Source organism: Parabacteroides goldsteinii DSM 19448 = WAL 12034 (assembly GCF_000969835.1).
Lineage (GTDB): Bacteria > Bacteroidota > Bacteroidia > Bacteroidales > Tannerellaceae > Parabacteroides > Parabacteroides goldsteinii.
Genome location: NZ_KQ033913.1, coordinates 32,072 through 48,185 on the forward strand (window position 1 = coordinate 32,072; position 16,114 = coordinate 48,185).

At 44.9% G+C, this 16,114-nt stretch carries 12 protein-coding genes; 4 read left to right on the plus strand and 8 right to left on the minus strand.

From position 1 onward, the window contains the following. The 4 genes from rsxC to HMPREF1535_RS13265 all read right to left on the minus strand — a co-directional run bounded on the left by rsxC (position 1) and on the right by HMPREF1535_RS13265 (position 4,379). Positions 1-1,332 carry an electron transport complex subunit RsxC gene (gene rsxC, locus HMPREF1535_RS13250; protein ID WP_007657605.1) on the minus strand — a complete coding sequence of 444 codons (1,332 nt, stop codon included), beginning with the start codon at positions 1,330-1,332 and terminating at the stop codon, positions 1-3. Between the two features lie 12 nt (positions 1,333-1,344). Next, a complete protein-coding gene (locus tag HMPREF1535_RS13255) occupies positions 1,345-2,310 on the minus strand; it encodes a Fe-S cluster domain-containing protein (RefSeq protein WP_046146557.1) in 966 nt (321 codons plus the stop codon). A gap of 9 nt (positions 2,311-2,319) precedes the next feature. After that, a complete protein-coding gene (locus HMPREF1535_RS13260; protein WP_046146558.1) occupies positions 2,320-2,739 on the minus strand; it encodes a SoxR reducing system RseC family protein in 420 nt (139 codons plus the stop codon). A 101-nt stretch (positions 2,740-2,840) separates the two neighbouring features. Further along, positions 2,841-4,379, minus strand: coding sequence for a DUF3078 domain-containing protein (locus HMPREF1535_RS13265; RefSeq protein WP_046146559.1), 1,539 nt, complete (start codon positions 4,377-4,379; stop codon positions 2,841-2,843). 231 nt (positions 4,380-4,610) lie between these two features. On the opposite strand from HMPREF1535_RS13265, the gene pyrG reads away from it, so the two are divergent. Continuing rightward, a complete protein-coding gene (pyrG, locus tag HMPREF1535_RS13270; protein WP_007657611.1) occupies positions 4,611-6,215 on the plus strand; it encodes a CTP synthase in 1,605 nt (534 codons plus the stop codon). A gap of 11 nt (positions 6,216-6,226) precedes the next feature. Continuing rightward, entirely contained in the window at positions 6,227-8,125 is a 1,899-nt protein-coding gene (gene yidC, locus HMPREF1535_RS13275; RefSeq protein ID WP_046146560.1) for a membrane protein insertase YidC, read from the plus strand. Between the two features lie 649 nt (positions 8,126-8,774). Here the strand turns inward: yidC and HMPREF1535_RS13280 are convergent. After that, positions 8,775-9,893, minus strand: coding sequence for an IS110 family RNA-guided transposase (locus tag HMPREF1535_RS13280; RefSeq protein ID WP_046145437.1), 1,119 nt, complete (start codon positions 9,891-9,893; stop codon positions 8,775-8,777). Between the two features lie 236 nt (positions 9,894-10,129). Between HMPREF1535_RS13280 and HMPREF1535_RS13285 the strand changes: the two genes are divergently transcribed. Next, the gene (locus HMPREF1535_RS13285; protein WP_007657615.1) at positions 10,130-10,963 is read left to right on the plus strand and encodes a DUF6057 family protein; all 834 of its coding nucleotides are present in this window, start codon (positions 10,130-10,132) and stop codon (positions 10,961-10,963) included. On the opposite strand, the gene kdsB is transcribed toward HMPREF1535_RS13285, so the two are convergent. Then, the gene (kdsB, locus tag HMPREF1535_RS13290) at positions 10,944-11,702 is read right to left on the minus strand and encodes a 3-deoxy-manno-octulosonate cytidylyltransferase (RefSeq protein ID WP_007657616.1); all 759 of its coding nucleotides are present in this window, start codon (positions 11,700-11,702) and stop codon (positions 10,944-10,946) included. The two genes, HMPREF1535_RS13285 and kdsB, sit on opposite strands and share 20 nt — an antisense overlap. Before the next feature lie 28 nt (positions 11,703-11,730). Next, a complete protein-coding gene (locus HMPREF1535_RS13295; RefSeq protein ID WP_007657617.1) occupies positions 11,731-13,992 on the minus strand; it encodes a cation:proton antiporter domain-containing protein in 2,262 nt (753 codons plus the stop codon). A gap of 70 nt (positions 13,993-14,062) precedes the next feature. On the opposite strand from HMPREF1535_RS13295, the gene HMPREF1535_RS13300 reads away from it, so the two are divergent. Further along, complete coding sequence (locus HMPREF1535_RS13300) at positions 14,063-14,719, plus strand: AlbA family DNA-binding domain-containing protein (RefSeq protein WP_046146561.1); 657 nt, start codon at positions 14,063-14,065, stop codon at positions 14,717-14,719. Here HMPREF1535_RS13300 and HMPREF1535_RS13305 read toward each other — a convergent pair. Beyond that, complete coding sequence (locus HMPREF1535_RS13305) at positions 14,714-16,099, minus strand: NfeD family protein (RefSeq protein ID WP_044246487.1); 1,386 nt, start codon at positions 16,097-16,099, stop codon at positions 14,714-14,716. The genes HMPREF1535_RS13300 and HMPREF1535_RS13305 overlap by 6 nt on opposite strands. Positions 16,100-16,114 lie beyond the last annotated feature (15 nt).

The window sequence follows — 16,114 nt, forward strand, 5'->3', positions numbered from 1 at the left end:
TTATGACTTTCGTGCCCGTATGATACCCATTACCTTTCCTTTACCCGAACGGATATAATCCAGCAACGGACGGTTGGCCGGGCAGGTATAACTACAAGAACCGCACTCGATACAGTCGGTGATATAATTCTTCTCGGCCAAATCCCATTCTGCAAATTCTGTTGCATTCATCAGCAGGGTAGGGTTGAGGCCCATCGGACAAACGCTGACACATTTGGCACAGCGGATACAGTCGCGCATCGGTTTGCGGACAGACTCTTCTTTTGTCAGGAGCAATACGCCTGAACTACCTTTCGTTACCGGTACTTCCGGAGCAATCAGGGCTTTTCCCATCATCGGGCCGCCACCGATTATCTTTCCTGTATTTTCAGGAACACCACCGGCAGCTTCAATCAGTGCACTGATAGGCGTACCCATACGGACCAGGAAGTTGGAAGGATTGGTAACTGCTTTACCTGTCACGGTAACGACGCGTTCAAACAAAGGTTTGTTTTTCATTACCGCTTCATACACTGCAAAAGCAGTTCCTACATTTTGTACTACAGCTCCGGCGGAAATAGGCAGTGCACCGCTCTTCACCTGACGACGAATCACAGCATCGATTAATTGCTTTTCACCTCCTTGCGGATACTGTACTTTCAGCGGCATAATCTCGATACCTTTATAGGCTGTAGCCAGTTTACTCAGATGAGCGATGGCGTCAGGCTTGTTGTTTTCGATACCGATCACTGCTTTTGTTACATTTACAGCTTTCATCAACAGCGTAACGCCGACCAGAATCTGCTCTGCCTTCTCCATCATCAATGAATGGTCGGAAGTCAGATACGGCTCACATTCTACGGCATTGATAATGATGATCTCGGCTTTGCTTCCGGGAGGCGGCATCAGTTTGACCTGTGTGGGGAATGTCGCACCACCCAGACCCACGATACCGGCTGCGGCGATCTTGTCTACGATCTCTTTGGAAGGAAGCGGGCACTCTTTCACGAGCGTTTCGCTGCGGTCGATCGACTCTTCCCATTCGTCACCTTCCACATCAATATAGATAGCGGGACGTTTGTATCCGCTTGCGTCGAGAGCGTTATCTATCTTGTTTACTTTACCGGATACCGACGAGTGGATATTCGCCGATACAAAACCTCCGGCTTTGGCGAGAAGCGTACCTACTTTAACCGTATCACCCTTCTTTACCACAGCCTGGGCAGGAGCCCCGATATGCTGGCTTAGCGGTATAATAACCTGCTTGGGTATAGCCAGTCCGGTTATTTTCTTCCCGGCAGACAATTTATTTTCGGGTGGATGTATACCTCCGATTCGAAATGTCCTTAGCATACTATTAGATTTTTATTTTTGAGTTGTTTCTTCTTTTGTTATTGTTTCAGGCGCTGTTGCCGGTGCAGCTTCGACTTTTGTCGGTGCTTCGGCTTTAGGGGCCGGTGCAGCTTTAGGCGTTACTGGCTTTACTTTGTCGGCGTCCACAGCAGGGGCGGCTTCTTTACGGGGCGGGAAGTTCAATTCGTGAATTGCTCCGGTCGGACATACTGCTACGCATTTACGGCACAGACGGCATTTGCGGTAGTCGATATAAGCCACGTTGTTTTCGAGCGTGATTGCTTCGAACGGACATTCTTTCACACATTTACCACAACCGATACAAGCGTTCGCACATGCTTTACGGGCAGCAGCTCCTTTGTCTTTGTTTACACAGCTGACGAAGATACGGCGTGATTTCGGTCCCTTTTTGCGCAGTTCGATAATGTTTTTCGGACAAGCTTTGACGCAGGCTCCGCATGAAGTACATTTTTCCTCGTCCACTTCCGGTAGTCCGGTCGTTAGATTGATGTGGATGGCGTCGAAGGTACAGGCACTTTCGCAGTCGCCGTAACCCAGGCAACCGAACGTACAGTTCGTTTCGCCTCCGTACAAAGAGGATGCTATGGCACAGCTTTTTACGCCATCATACTGGTTGGTGCGCGGACGGGCCTGGCAGGTTCCGTTACAACGGACAACTGCTACCATTGGTTCGGCTGTAGCAGCTTCCATACCGAGGATGGATGCGACCTTACCCATTGTTTCGGCGCCACCGACCGGACAAAGCAGTCCTTCCAGTGAATCGGCCTTTACACAGGCTGCCGCAAAACCACCGCAACCGGGGTAACCGCAACCTCCGCAGTTGGCTCCGGGCAATGCCTCCTGGACCTCTGCGATACGAGGATCTTCGTATACTTCAAACTTCTTGGAGGCGGCGTAGAGGAATACTGCGCCGATGGCTCCAATGGCTCCTAATGAAATAACGGCAATTAAAATCATGATATTTGATCAATTAAGTTTTTTCAAGGTAAATATAAATTTTCTTTTCAGTTTCTCGCGTAAAAAGTATAATATACTGTAGTAGGGAACTAGTAGTAATAGACCGGTTAACCCGCTGGTTGTTTCGTCCCATTGCAAACAGCTTCCTGCTACAATCGCCGCAACTACAACAATCAGAGGAAGCACAAAGGCCAAAAAAACCGCTTGCAGACCGAGCGAACTCTGGCTACATAGGGTTACTTCTTCGTTCACATGGAATCTGCCAGGGTTATTGTCGTTCACTTCAATGATCTTTTCCTTCTTTTCAGATGCGCTGCACATGCTTTGTGCGTGGCAACCGGAGCAGGCCGATTGTTGAATGATTCTGACAAAGACCGCATTGCCATCGATCTTCTCTATTATTCCGTTGTGATTGATACTTTCACTCATGTTTGTAATCTCGACATTGCAAAATCAGGGGCAAAAGTAAGGATTATTTGGATATTATGTCACGATTAACAAAGTTTATTACAGAAATAATCGTGTTCAGCTTACCATTTGTAATTAAAGCCAAAGCTCAACAACTCGTTAATCTGTAAGTAGCTGTCGAAGTCTTCATGCTTGGAGATACCATCATCATAACGTAAGTTCAGCGAGATGATAGTCGAGAAGAATCGACTTATTGCCATATTCAGACGGTTTTCGAACTCACCTTGGATACGCTTATAATCTGTCATGTAATAGAAACGCGAATACCAGATGATATTCCGGCTGAACTGGAATGTCATAGTTGCGTTGACGGTAGAACCGAACAGGCTTTGTTTGTAAGGAAACTCTTCTTCTCCGTCTCTCTTTTGGAAATGCCGGCCCAGGTCGATGTCTTTATCTAATGTACGAACGTACGTATAAGATAACGGTGCAAGGTTGGCACTTAACGTTACTTTTTTGTGTTTGGACGACGCGAACGTTTTATCCAGGTCGTATTTCATACCAAGACCGAAATTAATACTGAAAGGTGAGAGCAGTCCGGCCAGTTTAACGTTCTGGTTTTCGGCATAACTGCTGAAAAGCTGGGTTTTGAAGTCAAGATCCAGTGTGTAGTACCATTTGTTGAATGCCTTATAACCAAAGTTACTGTAGATACGGAACACGTCATCTCCGACTTTGTAATCGCGCAAAGTATCTTTGGGAGCGGTATACAGGTTGTTCTTTATTTCCAGTGAATTGTCGAACTTTATCTTTTCCTTATTATAATTATATGTAAACAGTTCGCGGTTGGTCAGGTTCAGCGTACTTACACCCCCTTTATGCCAGTTCGGAGAGATGTAATTCTGAGCAAACTGTAAAGAACTTTCGAAATGTGACGTCCAGTAACGTCTTTCGGGAATGAATTTTACCGGTGCATCCACGTCACTGAAGTCTGCTTCGCTTTCTACCTTGATCAGGTCCGGTTGGTAGGTCGGCTTTCTGATCACTTTGGCAACTACTTTGTCCTGAGGTAGATCCCTCATTGAATAACGGAAATATTCAGGATGGTTGGCTTCTATATTTCTTTGTGCTTTCTCGCGGAACTGCTGTCTGAACACCTCTTCTTTAAATATGGTGTCCTGAATAAAAGGTTGCGGGATATCGATTTTATTTTTCCATGCATCTTCATCGTAGAAGGAAAGATCTTTCGGAAGGAGTTTCCCTTTGAATATGAGCGGTAAAAACAGCGGGTCTGCTATGACTGTATCCTGAAATGTCATATTCGCGTCGAAGATAGTGGAAGCATCGCGCACCAGACGTGCCCAGTACATGGCTTCGTCCGACAGTTCCACTTCGTCTTTTTTCAGGAAGCGAAGCAGATTTTCATTCGGTGTGACCGGTGCAGAATATGACTGGTTTTGTTTCTCGAATTGTGCCCGCAGGCTTATGATATTATCCAGGTCCAGATCTTCGATTTCAATCATTGGGATAGTATCAGCCGCATTACTCTGTACTGTATCTTTAAGATTGGTTCCGGTAATAGTTGTCACTTCCTGTGCATTTGCCAGGTTTGTCAATAATGAAAGTATAGAAAATAGAATGAAGTATCTCTTGATAACCATAATTCCTTTTTATTTACAATCTATAAGTATCTACGGTGCGAAATTAGATAAAAAGTATGAAATCTACTAATCTTTCACATCATATAACAATCTGAACTAATAGGGAAACCGGAATGCGGATGAATGTGCTTTGAAAAAATATCCGAGACACTTGCTGTCTGAATGAAAATGACTAACTTTGCAGTTTTGAAATGCGAGTGAGCAATTAAAGACAATTAAAATATTACTATCGTGGCAGATACAAAGTACATCTTCGTTACGGGCGGCGTAGTCTCTTCTTTAGGTAAGGGAATTATTGCTGCATCATTGGGTAAACTCCTTCAGGCGAGAGGTTACAAGGTTACTATCCAAAAGTTTGACCCCTACATTAATATCGATCCGGGTACATTGAACCCTTATGAGCACGGTGAATGTTATGTAACCGTAGACGGACATGAAGCGGACCTGGACCTGGGACATTATGAACGTTTCCTGAATGTTCCGACTACACGCTCGAACAATATTACGACAGGTCGTATTTATCAGAGTGTGATAAATAAGGAACGCAAGGGCGATTATCTGGGCAAGACTGTGCAGGTTGTTCCTCATATCACCGACGAGATCAAGAGAAATGTGAAGCTGCTGGGATCGAAGTACAAGTTTGATTTTGTGATCACGGAAATCGGTGGAACAGTAGGCGATATCGAATCGCTGCCTTTCATCGAAAGCGTTCGCCAGCTGAAATGGGAACTGGGTAAGAACTGTATGTGCGTACATCTTACTTATGTACCTTATATCGCAGCTGCGAAAGAATTTAAAACGAAACCTACACAGCATTCTGTAAAACAGTTGCAGGAACTGGGTATCCAGCCGGATGTACTGGTCTTGAGAACCGAACATTTGCTGAGTAATGATATTACCCGCAAGGTTGCTTTGTTCTGTAACGTAGACGCCGACGCTGTAGTGCAGTCGGTCGACGTTCCTACTATTTACGAAGTTCCGCTGGTATTGCAGCGTCAGAACATGGATGTAACTATCCTGAAAAAGATGGGACTGGAAGTAGGGCCGACTCCGGAAATGAAACCCTGGAAAGAGTTCCTGAAGAAAAAGACGGATGCTACCGAAACAGTTAAGATCGGTCTGGTTGGTAAATATGTGGAATTACAGGATGCTTATAAGTCAATCGACGAATCATTGTTGCAGGCTGCTATCTACAACGACCGCAAACTGGATCTTCATTTGTTCCATTCGGAAAAACTGACTGAAGCCAATGCGGCTGAACAGTTGAAGGACATGGATGGTATCCTGATTGCTCCGGGATTCGGACAGCGCGGTATCGAAGGAAAGTTCGCTGCCTTGAAATATGCCCGCGAAAATGATGTGCCTTGCCTGGGTATCTGCCTGGGTATGCAATGTATGGTGATTGAATTTGCCCGCGACGTTTTGGGTATGACGGATGCCAATTCGACCGAGATGGAGCCGAATACGCCGTTTAAGGTGATCGACCTGATGGAAGAACAGAAGAACATTACCAATATGGGAGGTTCTATGCGTCTGGGAGCTTACGACTGTATCCTGAAGAAAGGTTCCAAAGCCTATGAGGCTTATGGAAAAGAACATATCCAGGAACGTCACCGCCACCGTTTCGAATTCAACAGCCAGTATCGCGAACAGTTTGAAGAAGCCGGCATGAAATGTGCAGGCGAGAATCCGGAAACCGGTCTGGTGGAAGTGGTAGAAATTCCTGCGTTGAAATGGTTCGTTGGTGTTCAGTTCCATCCGGAATACAACAGTACGGTAGTTAATCCGAACCCACTTTTCGTGAGCTTTGTGAAAGCCGCTATTGATAATAAATAACAACGTTATAGATGGATAAAAACACATTAATTGGTTTTCTGCTTATTGGTATTGTTTTATTTGCATTCAGCTGGTTTAACAAACCGACGCCTGAGCAGTTGGAAGCCCAGCGCCGTTATCAGGACTCGATCGCTCAGATCGAACTGGCTAAACAGGCGGAGTTGCAACGCGAAGACAGCAAAAGCACTGCCGATAATTCTTTTGATAGCTTGCCGGATTCTGCGAGAGATGCCCGGCTGAAGAGCAGTTTCGGTGTATTCGCTGAAGCAATGACAGGTACAGATGATGTAACTGTTTTGGAAAATGATCTGATCGAACTGCATATCAGTAATAAGGGAGGACGTATTTCATATGCCCGCCTGAAGGATTATACAACGTATGATGATAAGCCGGTCATCCTGTTTGAAGGAAAAGAGGCTTCGCTTGACTTTACCCTGGTAACAGCAACCAACCGCGTATTGAACACAGCCGACCTGTATTTCACTCCGGTGAAAACACAGGACCCGAACCGGTTGGTGATGCGACTGAATACAGGTGAAGGCAGTTCACTGGACTTTATCTATACAGTCAAGCCGGACGATTATATGGTTCAGTTCGATATTAAGGGAACGAGCCTGAACGGTGTCCTGGCTCCGAGTACGACTGCTTTGGATATGGTATGGCGTCAGAAAATCCGCCAGCAGGAACAGGGTATCAAATATGAAAACAGATATACTGCCTTGTATTATAAATTCCTGTCCGATGATGTGGAGCAGCTGAGCGAAAGCAAGAGCGAAGACAAGAAGGTGTCGGGCCGTCTGAAATGGATTGCTTATAAAGATAAATTCTTCTCGACGGTGATGATTGCCGATGAAGGTTTTGAAAGCGCCACTTTCGATTCAAAGATGGTTGAGGCAGACGGTATCGTTAAAGAGTTTAAGACTACAACAGCCGTTCCTTTTGACCTGAGAGGCAATGAGGCAACGACTTTCCGTTATTTCTTCGGACCGAACAGCTATCCGTTGCTGAAATCGTATGACAAAGGGGTTGCTTCGGACCAGCAGTTGGATCTGGAACGCTTGGTTCCGCTGGGTGCCAGTGTCTTCCGTTGGGTGAACCAGTATTTCGTCATTCCGATGTTTGACTTCCTGGGTAAATATATCAAGAGTTACGGTCTGATCATCCTGTTGATGACGATTATCGTGAAACTGATTTTATTCCCGTTGACATATAAATCATATATGTCGTCAGCGAAGATGCGTGTGCTTCGTCCACAGGTGGAAGAGCTTAATGCCAAATATCCGGGACAGGATAAAGCGGTGGAACGCCAGCGTGCAACTATGGAATTGTATAGCCGAGCCGGGGCAAGCCCGATGGCAGGTTGTATCCCGATGCTGTTGCAGATGCCGATTTTGATCGCCTTGTTCATGTTCTTCCCGTCGGCAATCGAACTGCGTCACCAGAGTTTCCTTTGGGCGCACGATTTGTCAACATACGATGCTATTTTCAGTTGGAACAAATACATTCCTATTATCACTCCGTATTTTGGTAACCACATCAGTTTGTTCTGTCTGCTGATGACAATCACCAACGTTATCTATACCAAGTATAATATGGAAATGACCAATACCGGACAGCAACAGATGCCGGGTATGAAGGCGATGATGTATATGATGCCGCTGATGTTCCTGGTATTCTTCAACCAGTATGCATCGGGTCTGACTTACTATTACTTCATTTCTACGCTGATCACGATTGTTCAGACATTGGTGTTCCGTTATACGATTAATGAAGATAAGCTGCTGGCTAAGCTGGAAGCCAACAAGAAGAAGCCTCAGAAGAAATCTGGTTTCATGAAACGTCTGGAAGAAGCGCAGCGTATGCAGCAGGAGCAGTTGAAGAAACAACAGGATCAGAAAAAGAAAAGATAACAGCTTTTTCTGCAAGATAAATAAAAGAGAGGCGTGCCGGTCCGGAAAAGACTCAGGCACGCCTTTTTTTGTGTCCGGATTATGCAATAAGTTGTATATTTTGTACAATCGCTTGAATTTGAAGAAATGTGGTGTGCGTTGTATTAAAATATTTATATATTTCCTCTATAAATAAACAAACGTGAGTTCGAAATAAGTACCATAACCTTCCTCAGAATAACAGTCAAGCCATGTTTAATAACATGTATGTGTAAAAATATAACAAAAAGTTTGTATTAAAGAAAAATAAACCTGTCCTTTGACGAAAAGATTTTAACTATGAAAAACACAAAGAGATAACATTGCCACAGTCTTGACTATGAAATGTATGATCTTTGGGAGGGAGTCTGTATAAGGGTCCCTTTTTTCTTATTATTTTCTGTGTAATAAAAGTTACACTAACCTTATTTCGAACTCCCGTTAAAATAAGATCACTTTGTAGCTGTCCCTACATTTTGTCTATGTAGAGAGTGATAAATAATTTCCTCTTCGAGCTTGTTTGTCTCAGACGCAATTCCTTGCCAGAGCGTGCCTGTATACCAGTTTGCAAAAACGGGGTTTACTCCACCACAAATATAAGGGTCTTGGAACGCTCATTAAGAAGCAACCATTAATTCACCAATGGCATATAAGGTTGCTTTTTAGCTAATAAATTCCAAATAACAACGAGTAGCTTTCGAGCATTTGCCATTAAAGCCTTGTTGTGATTCATTCTCTTTTTCAAGGTATGATATCTGCTATAAAATTTAGATGTTTGAGTCCTGCAGGCTCCCCATGCACATTGTGTAAGCATAACACGTAAATACTTGTTTCCATGTAAAGTCTTTCTTCCTTTGATCTTTCCTGCACTTTGATCATTTCGCGGTCTTAATCCAGCCCAGCCAACTAAAGCTGATGCTGTTAGAAAGGCTTTCATGTCAACACCGATTTCTGCTATGATTCTCATAGCGCTTTCCTCTTTTATCCCAGGAGCTGTTTGAAGGATTTCCAGTTCCTCGGCATAATGTCCCTCGCAAATTATTCGCATTTTCTCTTTACACTCAAGAAGCTGACGATCATAAAGTTCCACTTCTTCCAAACTCATTTTAAGCATGTCTCTGTCTGATGAAGATACAATACCAGTCAAAGACGACTTAATAACCTCATGACAATGTTTATTACGAATACGCTTGTGAACCAACAGAGCTAATACTTCAGAATCAGTTTCACCACAGATTAATGCATTGACCACCTTACGCATGGATTTACAACCAATATCAGAAACATAATTACTCAAACGAATATTGCAACGTTGCAACGTTAGATCGATAGCAGATTCAGCTTGCTGTTTGCGACGAGTCAAATGGAAGATACGACGACTGTACTGACGTAATTCCTGTATTTTTGAATCAGGAATATAACTTCCCTTTATTAGCTCTTTCTGAAGAACAGTCGCAATCCATTGGGCATCTTTAATATCAGTTTTACGACCAGGGAGTTGACGGATGAAATAAGGGTTAACCAATTTAACATCAAAATCGCATTCCAAAATGCGCCAAATAGGAACCCAATAAATACTGGTGCTTTCCATTGCAACTTTACCAACACCATGAGAGACTAAAGTGTCACGAAGGCGATCCAGTTCCGGTGTTAAAGTTCCAAACACATCTTCAATTTTCTCACCGTTTGCTGTGAGAATACACATAAAGACACTATCTTTATGCACATCAAGACCACAAACTCTGTCCATAAGATATAGTTTTTTTGTATTACAACTTTAAAATAACGAAAGTCGGTGGAATAACAGCAGGGAGTGGTCTTTATTTTTATTAGACGCGCTTATAAATCTCAATTTTTATGTAAGTTTGCACTATTGATATATAAGTCAACTATTGATGATTATGCTTACGTTGACGACTTATCCGGTAGGAATAGCAAGTACCGGCTTTACGTTTTGAGTTTAATAGGTATAAAAATAGTTCACTGATGGATAAGAAAGAAAAGCTTTTGCAAAAGAGGGTAGCTGGACTCTTTGCATTGCTATGCGTTATCTTTTTCCAGTTTTTTGATTCGGATCATTTGTTCCTGAAGGAAGAGGTGGTAAGTGTTGCGAGTTTGCCGGAAGTGTTGGTCGGCTATTGGGGGAAACCTGCATGGCTGGCTTGTTCAATGGCGAAAGTACTTACGTCTTTGTTTGTTCCTGTCGGTGGCGGGGCTGTTTTGATTACGGCCGTGTTGATGCTGGAATGGTGGGCTTCTTTATTTATTCTGCGGAAATTCAATGTAGGGGATATGGCTCCTTTGTATGCTCTGTTTCCGGTTGTTATGGAGTGGGGAACCTATTGTAGTCCTTATTATCATTTGAATTCTATTCTTTCTTTGGTTATTGTTTTGTATATATTTTGTGGTTATATACAGATAAAGGTAAAATGGCTCTCCTGGGTGACGGGGTTTATTTTGTTGTTTGCGGTTTATTGTATGGTGGGGAGCCGGTTGTTTATTTTTGTAATCCTTGTACTGTTGTACGAGGCGGAAATAGGAGAGAAGCATTGGGTGTATTGGGCTTTGCTGTTGATAACGGGTACTGTGCTGCCTGAATTCCTGAAAGAACTGTACTCACTTTCAGAAGAACAGGCATATCAATATCCACAGGCATGGCTTCCGGCATTTTTCCCGGCTATCATGCTGGCTTGTGTGTTGGTGGCTACGCAGTTTAAGAAAGTCCGGTATATGCAGATCAGTGTATGGTCTGTATCTGTCACTTCCGGACTTTTACTGGTATTGCTGGCGCTTACTGCGTTCAGCCATGCTGTTGGCTGAGAAAAGCAAGTGCTTTCTCCATGTCTTCAGGCGTGTCGATACCGATTGTCTCCTGCTGGGTGATGCCGACTTTTATCTTGTAGCCGTTTTCGAGCCATCTGAGTTGTTCCAGGCTTTCGGCAAGCTCCAGTGGTGATTGGGGCAGGTGGGTGATTTCTTTCAGCGTATCGGCCCGGTAAGCATACAAACCGATATGTTTGTAATACGTATGGTTGGGTAACCATTCCTGGTAATTTTTGCCGCGCATATAAGGAATGATGGAACGGCTGAAATACATTGCTTCGTTATTCTTGTTGAGAACGACTTTCGGTGAGTTTGCATTGAATAATGTCGTTTCGAAGTCATCGTCCGGACGGAATGGTTTTACCAGTGTGGCAATCTGCGTGCCGACATCAGTAAAACATGCTTTTAACGTCTCGATCTGTTCCGGATGGATGAAAGGTTCGTCTCCCTGGATATTGACAACGACATCGTATCCTTGTCCAACTTTAGTGTAGGCTTCGTAAACACGGTCGGTGCCACTCCGGTGCTGGTCGGAAGTCATAACGACATTTCCGCCGAATGCTTTCACGGCAGCTTCGATACGGCTATCGTCGGTGGCTACACAAACGGCATCCAGTACATCCTTCACTTGTTCATACACACGCTGTATCATGGGCCTGCCGGCCATGTCGGCCAAAGGTTTCCCCGGGAAGCGGGTGGAGGCATATCTTGCCGGTATTATTCCTATAAACTTCATACTCCGGTTGTTTTTATTCGTTAGTTAATTATTTTACTGTTTTACCCTCACTGAGACGAAGCACTTTCTCATGTTCGCCGACGATCCATACAATATCTCCCTGCTCGAATACGGTTGTTGGAGGCGGGTTTTTGATTGAACGGGCATCTCGTTCGATACCGATCACCAGGCAGCCGGAGTTATCGCGTATTCCGGATTCAAGGATAGTCCGGCCGATAAGTCCGGAGCCTTCACTGATAAAGAATTGTTCCATATTCACCTCTTTAGTCTCCTGGAGGTTATTTAGCGATTCTTTATAACGCTCCTCTATGTATTGACGGAAATGGGCCAGGTCGTCATCCGCACCGACTACGACCAGCTTATCAAACGGATAAAGCCGTTCGTTTCCTCCCGGTATGTTGATACGCTTGCTTCCCCGGATAATAGTAACGATGTTCACATTACATTTCTGCCTGAAATTAAGTTCTTTGAGTGTCTTGCCCATACTGGGGGAGTTTTGCTTCACTTCAAAATCAGCCAGGTGAAGGTCGCGTTCCAGCAGATGGCTGGCGAACCGTTGGTTGATGGGAGCGTTTCGTTCGTTCTCCAGTTCACGTGCCGTCAGGTTTGTGAAGAAATGGCGTTCCATCAGGATCGACTGCTTCTTCAACCGCTTAGAGAAGATAACCAGGGCTATGACGGTGGCTGCGATGGCGAGCCCTATTCCGACAGCAGTGTTCAGCAGGCGTGCGATCGGCAGCATGACGAGCCCTATACATAATATAATACGGAGCACAATCAGGGAAACCAACGGACCACGGTTATATTTGCTGTCGTGCCACAATTGCTGGTATTCTACGGAATGGTTCTTTTTCATCATGATGGCACGCAGCATCGGTGAGATCAGGAGAAGGATCAGAACCAGGGAAATGATTTGTCCTTGCAGTCCCGGTAGCTGATTGATAATGAACGGAGCGACGAATTGCAACCAGATAAAGATCAGTACCAGCGTGACAGCCGTATAGGTGCCGACGATACGCACCAATGCTTTCAGCAGTTTGTCCCAGGCACTTTTCTGCCGGATCGTGTTGGAGCCAGAAGAATAACGTTCCAGAAAACTCATCCAGCTTGCCGGGATGACTCGTTCAGCTATTTTATAAGCCGGTTCGGCCATACGTATCATATAGGGCGTAAAAAAGGTCGTTATGACAGATACGGCCACAACGATCGGGTAAAGGAAATTATCCGTTACTTTGAGCGTCAGTCCCAAAGAGGCGATAATAAAAGCGAACTCACCGATCTGTGCCAGCGAGAAACCGGACTGGATGGCGACTTTGACAGTCTGTCCCGATAATAGTACGCCGAAGGTGGCAAAAAGTATCTGTCCGACCATGACGACCAGTGTCAGTATCAGGATCGGTATTTTGTATTCCCAAAGTAATACCGGGTCGATCAGCATGCCGACGGAAACGAAGAAAATGGCTCCGAACAAGTCTTTTACCGGTTTTACGATATGTTCTATATGTTCTGCATCGATTGTCTCAGCAAGGATAGACCCCATCACGAAAGCGCCAAGTGCAGAAGAAAATCCGGCTTTAGTCGCGATCATGACCATCCCCAGGCATAGGCCGATACTGACGATCAGCAGGGTTTCGTCATTGAGGAAAGTCCGTGCTCTTTTCAGGAAAGAAGGAATAAGGTAAATACCGACTACAAAACAGAAGAGCAGGAATACCCCCAGTTTTATCACGCTGTCGAGCAACTCCATCCCTTCGACATGTTTACTGACGGCAAGTGTGGAAAGCAAAACCATCAGCAGGACAGCAAATAAGTCTTCCACCACTAATATCCCGAACACCACTCCGGCAAACCGTTGGTTGCGCAGCCCCATATCGTCGAAAGCCTTGAATATGATTGTCGTGGACGACATGGAAAGCATTCCGCCCAGGAAAAGACTATTCATGTGCCCCCAGCCGAGCGACAATCCGGTGATATAGCCGAACGTCATCATCCCGATAACGACGGTGACTGCTCCGATAACGGCGGTGCCTCCGACTTTCATCAGTTTCTTAAAACTGAAGTCCAGTCCCAGGGCAAAAAGCAGGAATACGACACCGATGTCGGCCCAGATACGGATACTTTCTACGTCTGTAACGGTAGGGATTTCTTTAATGGCTGGTCCTGCCAGAATTCCGGCAACAATATAGCCAAGTACGACCGGTTGCTTTAATTTCTTGAAAAGCAAAGTAACAAGCCCCGCAGAAATCAGTATTACTGCCAGGTCTGAAATTAATGAAGGGATCTGTGACATGCTTTCACTCTTTTTCGGTTGGCAAAGTTAGACATTTATTTTAATTTTGCAGGTCAAATAATGAGCCAAAATGAAGAAGAAACATCCGATAGAAGCATTGATTGAACAGGGCGAGCATCAACAACTCGATTTTAAGTTCGAAGTGAGCGACAGTAAGAAGATTGCCCGCACCTTGTCTGCTTTTGCCAATACCGATGGCGGTCGGTTGCTGATTGGGGTGAAAGACAATGGGAATATCTCCGGTGTCCACAGTGAGGAAGAATATTATATGATTGAGGCTGCATCTAAAATGTACACTCAGCCGGAAGTCCCTTTCGAGGCTACCCGCTGGGAAATAAACGGGAAAACCGTTTTGGAAATCTATATAGCGCCCAGTGCGGACAAACCTCATCTGGCGCCTGATAAAGAGGATAAGTATAAAGCCTATATCCGTGTAGCCGACGAGAATATCCTGGCAAATGAGATTTTGGTTCTTTCGTGGGAGAAGAAGCGCCGGAAAGACGGGACACTGGTGAAGATCAGCAAGCCGGTAGAGCGCCTGTTCTCTTACCTGGAGCAATATCCTTATATCAATGCAGGTCAGCTTTGCCGTATTGGCCATGTAAATTATTACACGGCCAAAAATATTCTGAGCGATTTGCTGGCGATCGATGCCCTGCAATATGTGGTCGTTGATAAACGTATTTTTTATCAACGGGTGCCCGGCAACGATAAGATGGCGTTATAGATCGGAGGTTTCCACATATACCTGTGCATTCTCAAAACGGACCACTTTCACTTTTGTCCCTTTTTCAATGAAGCCGGAATCCGATACACCATCGTAGAGTTCGTTGTCGATCATTACTTTACCCGAAGGACGAAGTACGGTGAAGGCTGTTCCTTCCTTCCCGATCAGCGGAGTCAATGAAGGGGAGGAGTGGGCGTCTTCAAGGTCTTTGTGGAGCGCTACTTTCCGGAACATACCTTTTGTCCCGATTTTGTTGGATAACCAGATCATCAGCACGAAGCCCAGCCCCAATCCGATCAGGACGGTCAATGCCGCTTCTCCGATTTCTTTGGAAGAAACTGCTTCGAAGTTGAAATCCGTATTATTCAGCAGGCTGAGTGTCAATCCGGCAACCAGAAAGATGATGCCGCTGATGCCCGCTATACCGAATCCCGGGATGATAAATATCTCCGCTGCAATTAACAGTAGTCCGATGATAAAGACCAGTATTTCCCAGTTCTGTGCCAGTCCGTCCATATATAAAGGAGCGAAATAAAGAATCGCGGCGACGATGGCGGCTGCCGACGGGAAGCCGAGTCCCGGCGTCTGCATTTCGAAATAGATACCTCCTATAATAATAATGATAAGAAGCGATTGCAACATCGGATTCATCAGGAAACCTTTCAGGTCGTCATACCAGGACGGTTCGTATGTCTTCAGTTCATAATCGTTGTATCCCAGATACTTTGTGATCACTTCACCGGGTGTTTCCGCAATGCCGTCGCAATAGCCCCATTCCAGTGCCTCGTCGGCAGTGAAGGTAAGCACTTTGCCCGAGTCGATCAGATTCGGAACAATGACACGTTCGTCCACCATGGCTTCGGCTATCAGCGGATCCCTTTTCCATCTGTATGTAGTATCCGTCCCCTGGATGATCGTATCTTTTCCGTGTGCTTCGGCTGTCGATCGAATCATCGAACGCATGTATGATTGATATTTATCAGGCAAAGCGGCTCCGGTTTGGTTAACGACAGTCGCGGCACCGATGTTGGCGCCTTTCCTCATAAAGATTTTTTTACACGCAATCGATATCAGCGCTCCGGCCGAAGCGGCATTATTATCGATAAAAACGTAGACGGGAACAGGGTTGTACAAGATTGCGGTACGCATTGAATCCGCTGCTTCGAGCAATCCTCCATAGGTGTTCATATGAAGAAGAACGGCATCGGCCCCCAATGATTTCGCTTCTTCCAATCCGTTACGAAGGTATAAGCGGGTAGTATTATCAATCTCTTTCTTTATGTCGATTTGATAGACTAGTTTTTGTTCTTTAGCTGTTGATTTAAAGGTTGTTATCGCTATAAATAACAGTAATAATAAGAATCCTGAATTTTTCATCATTTTATCTAATTAGCT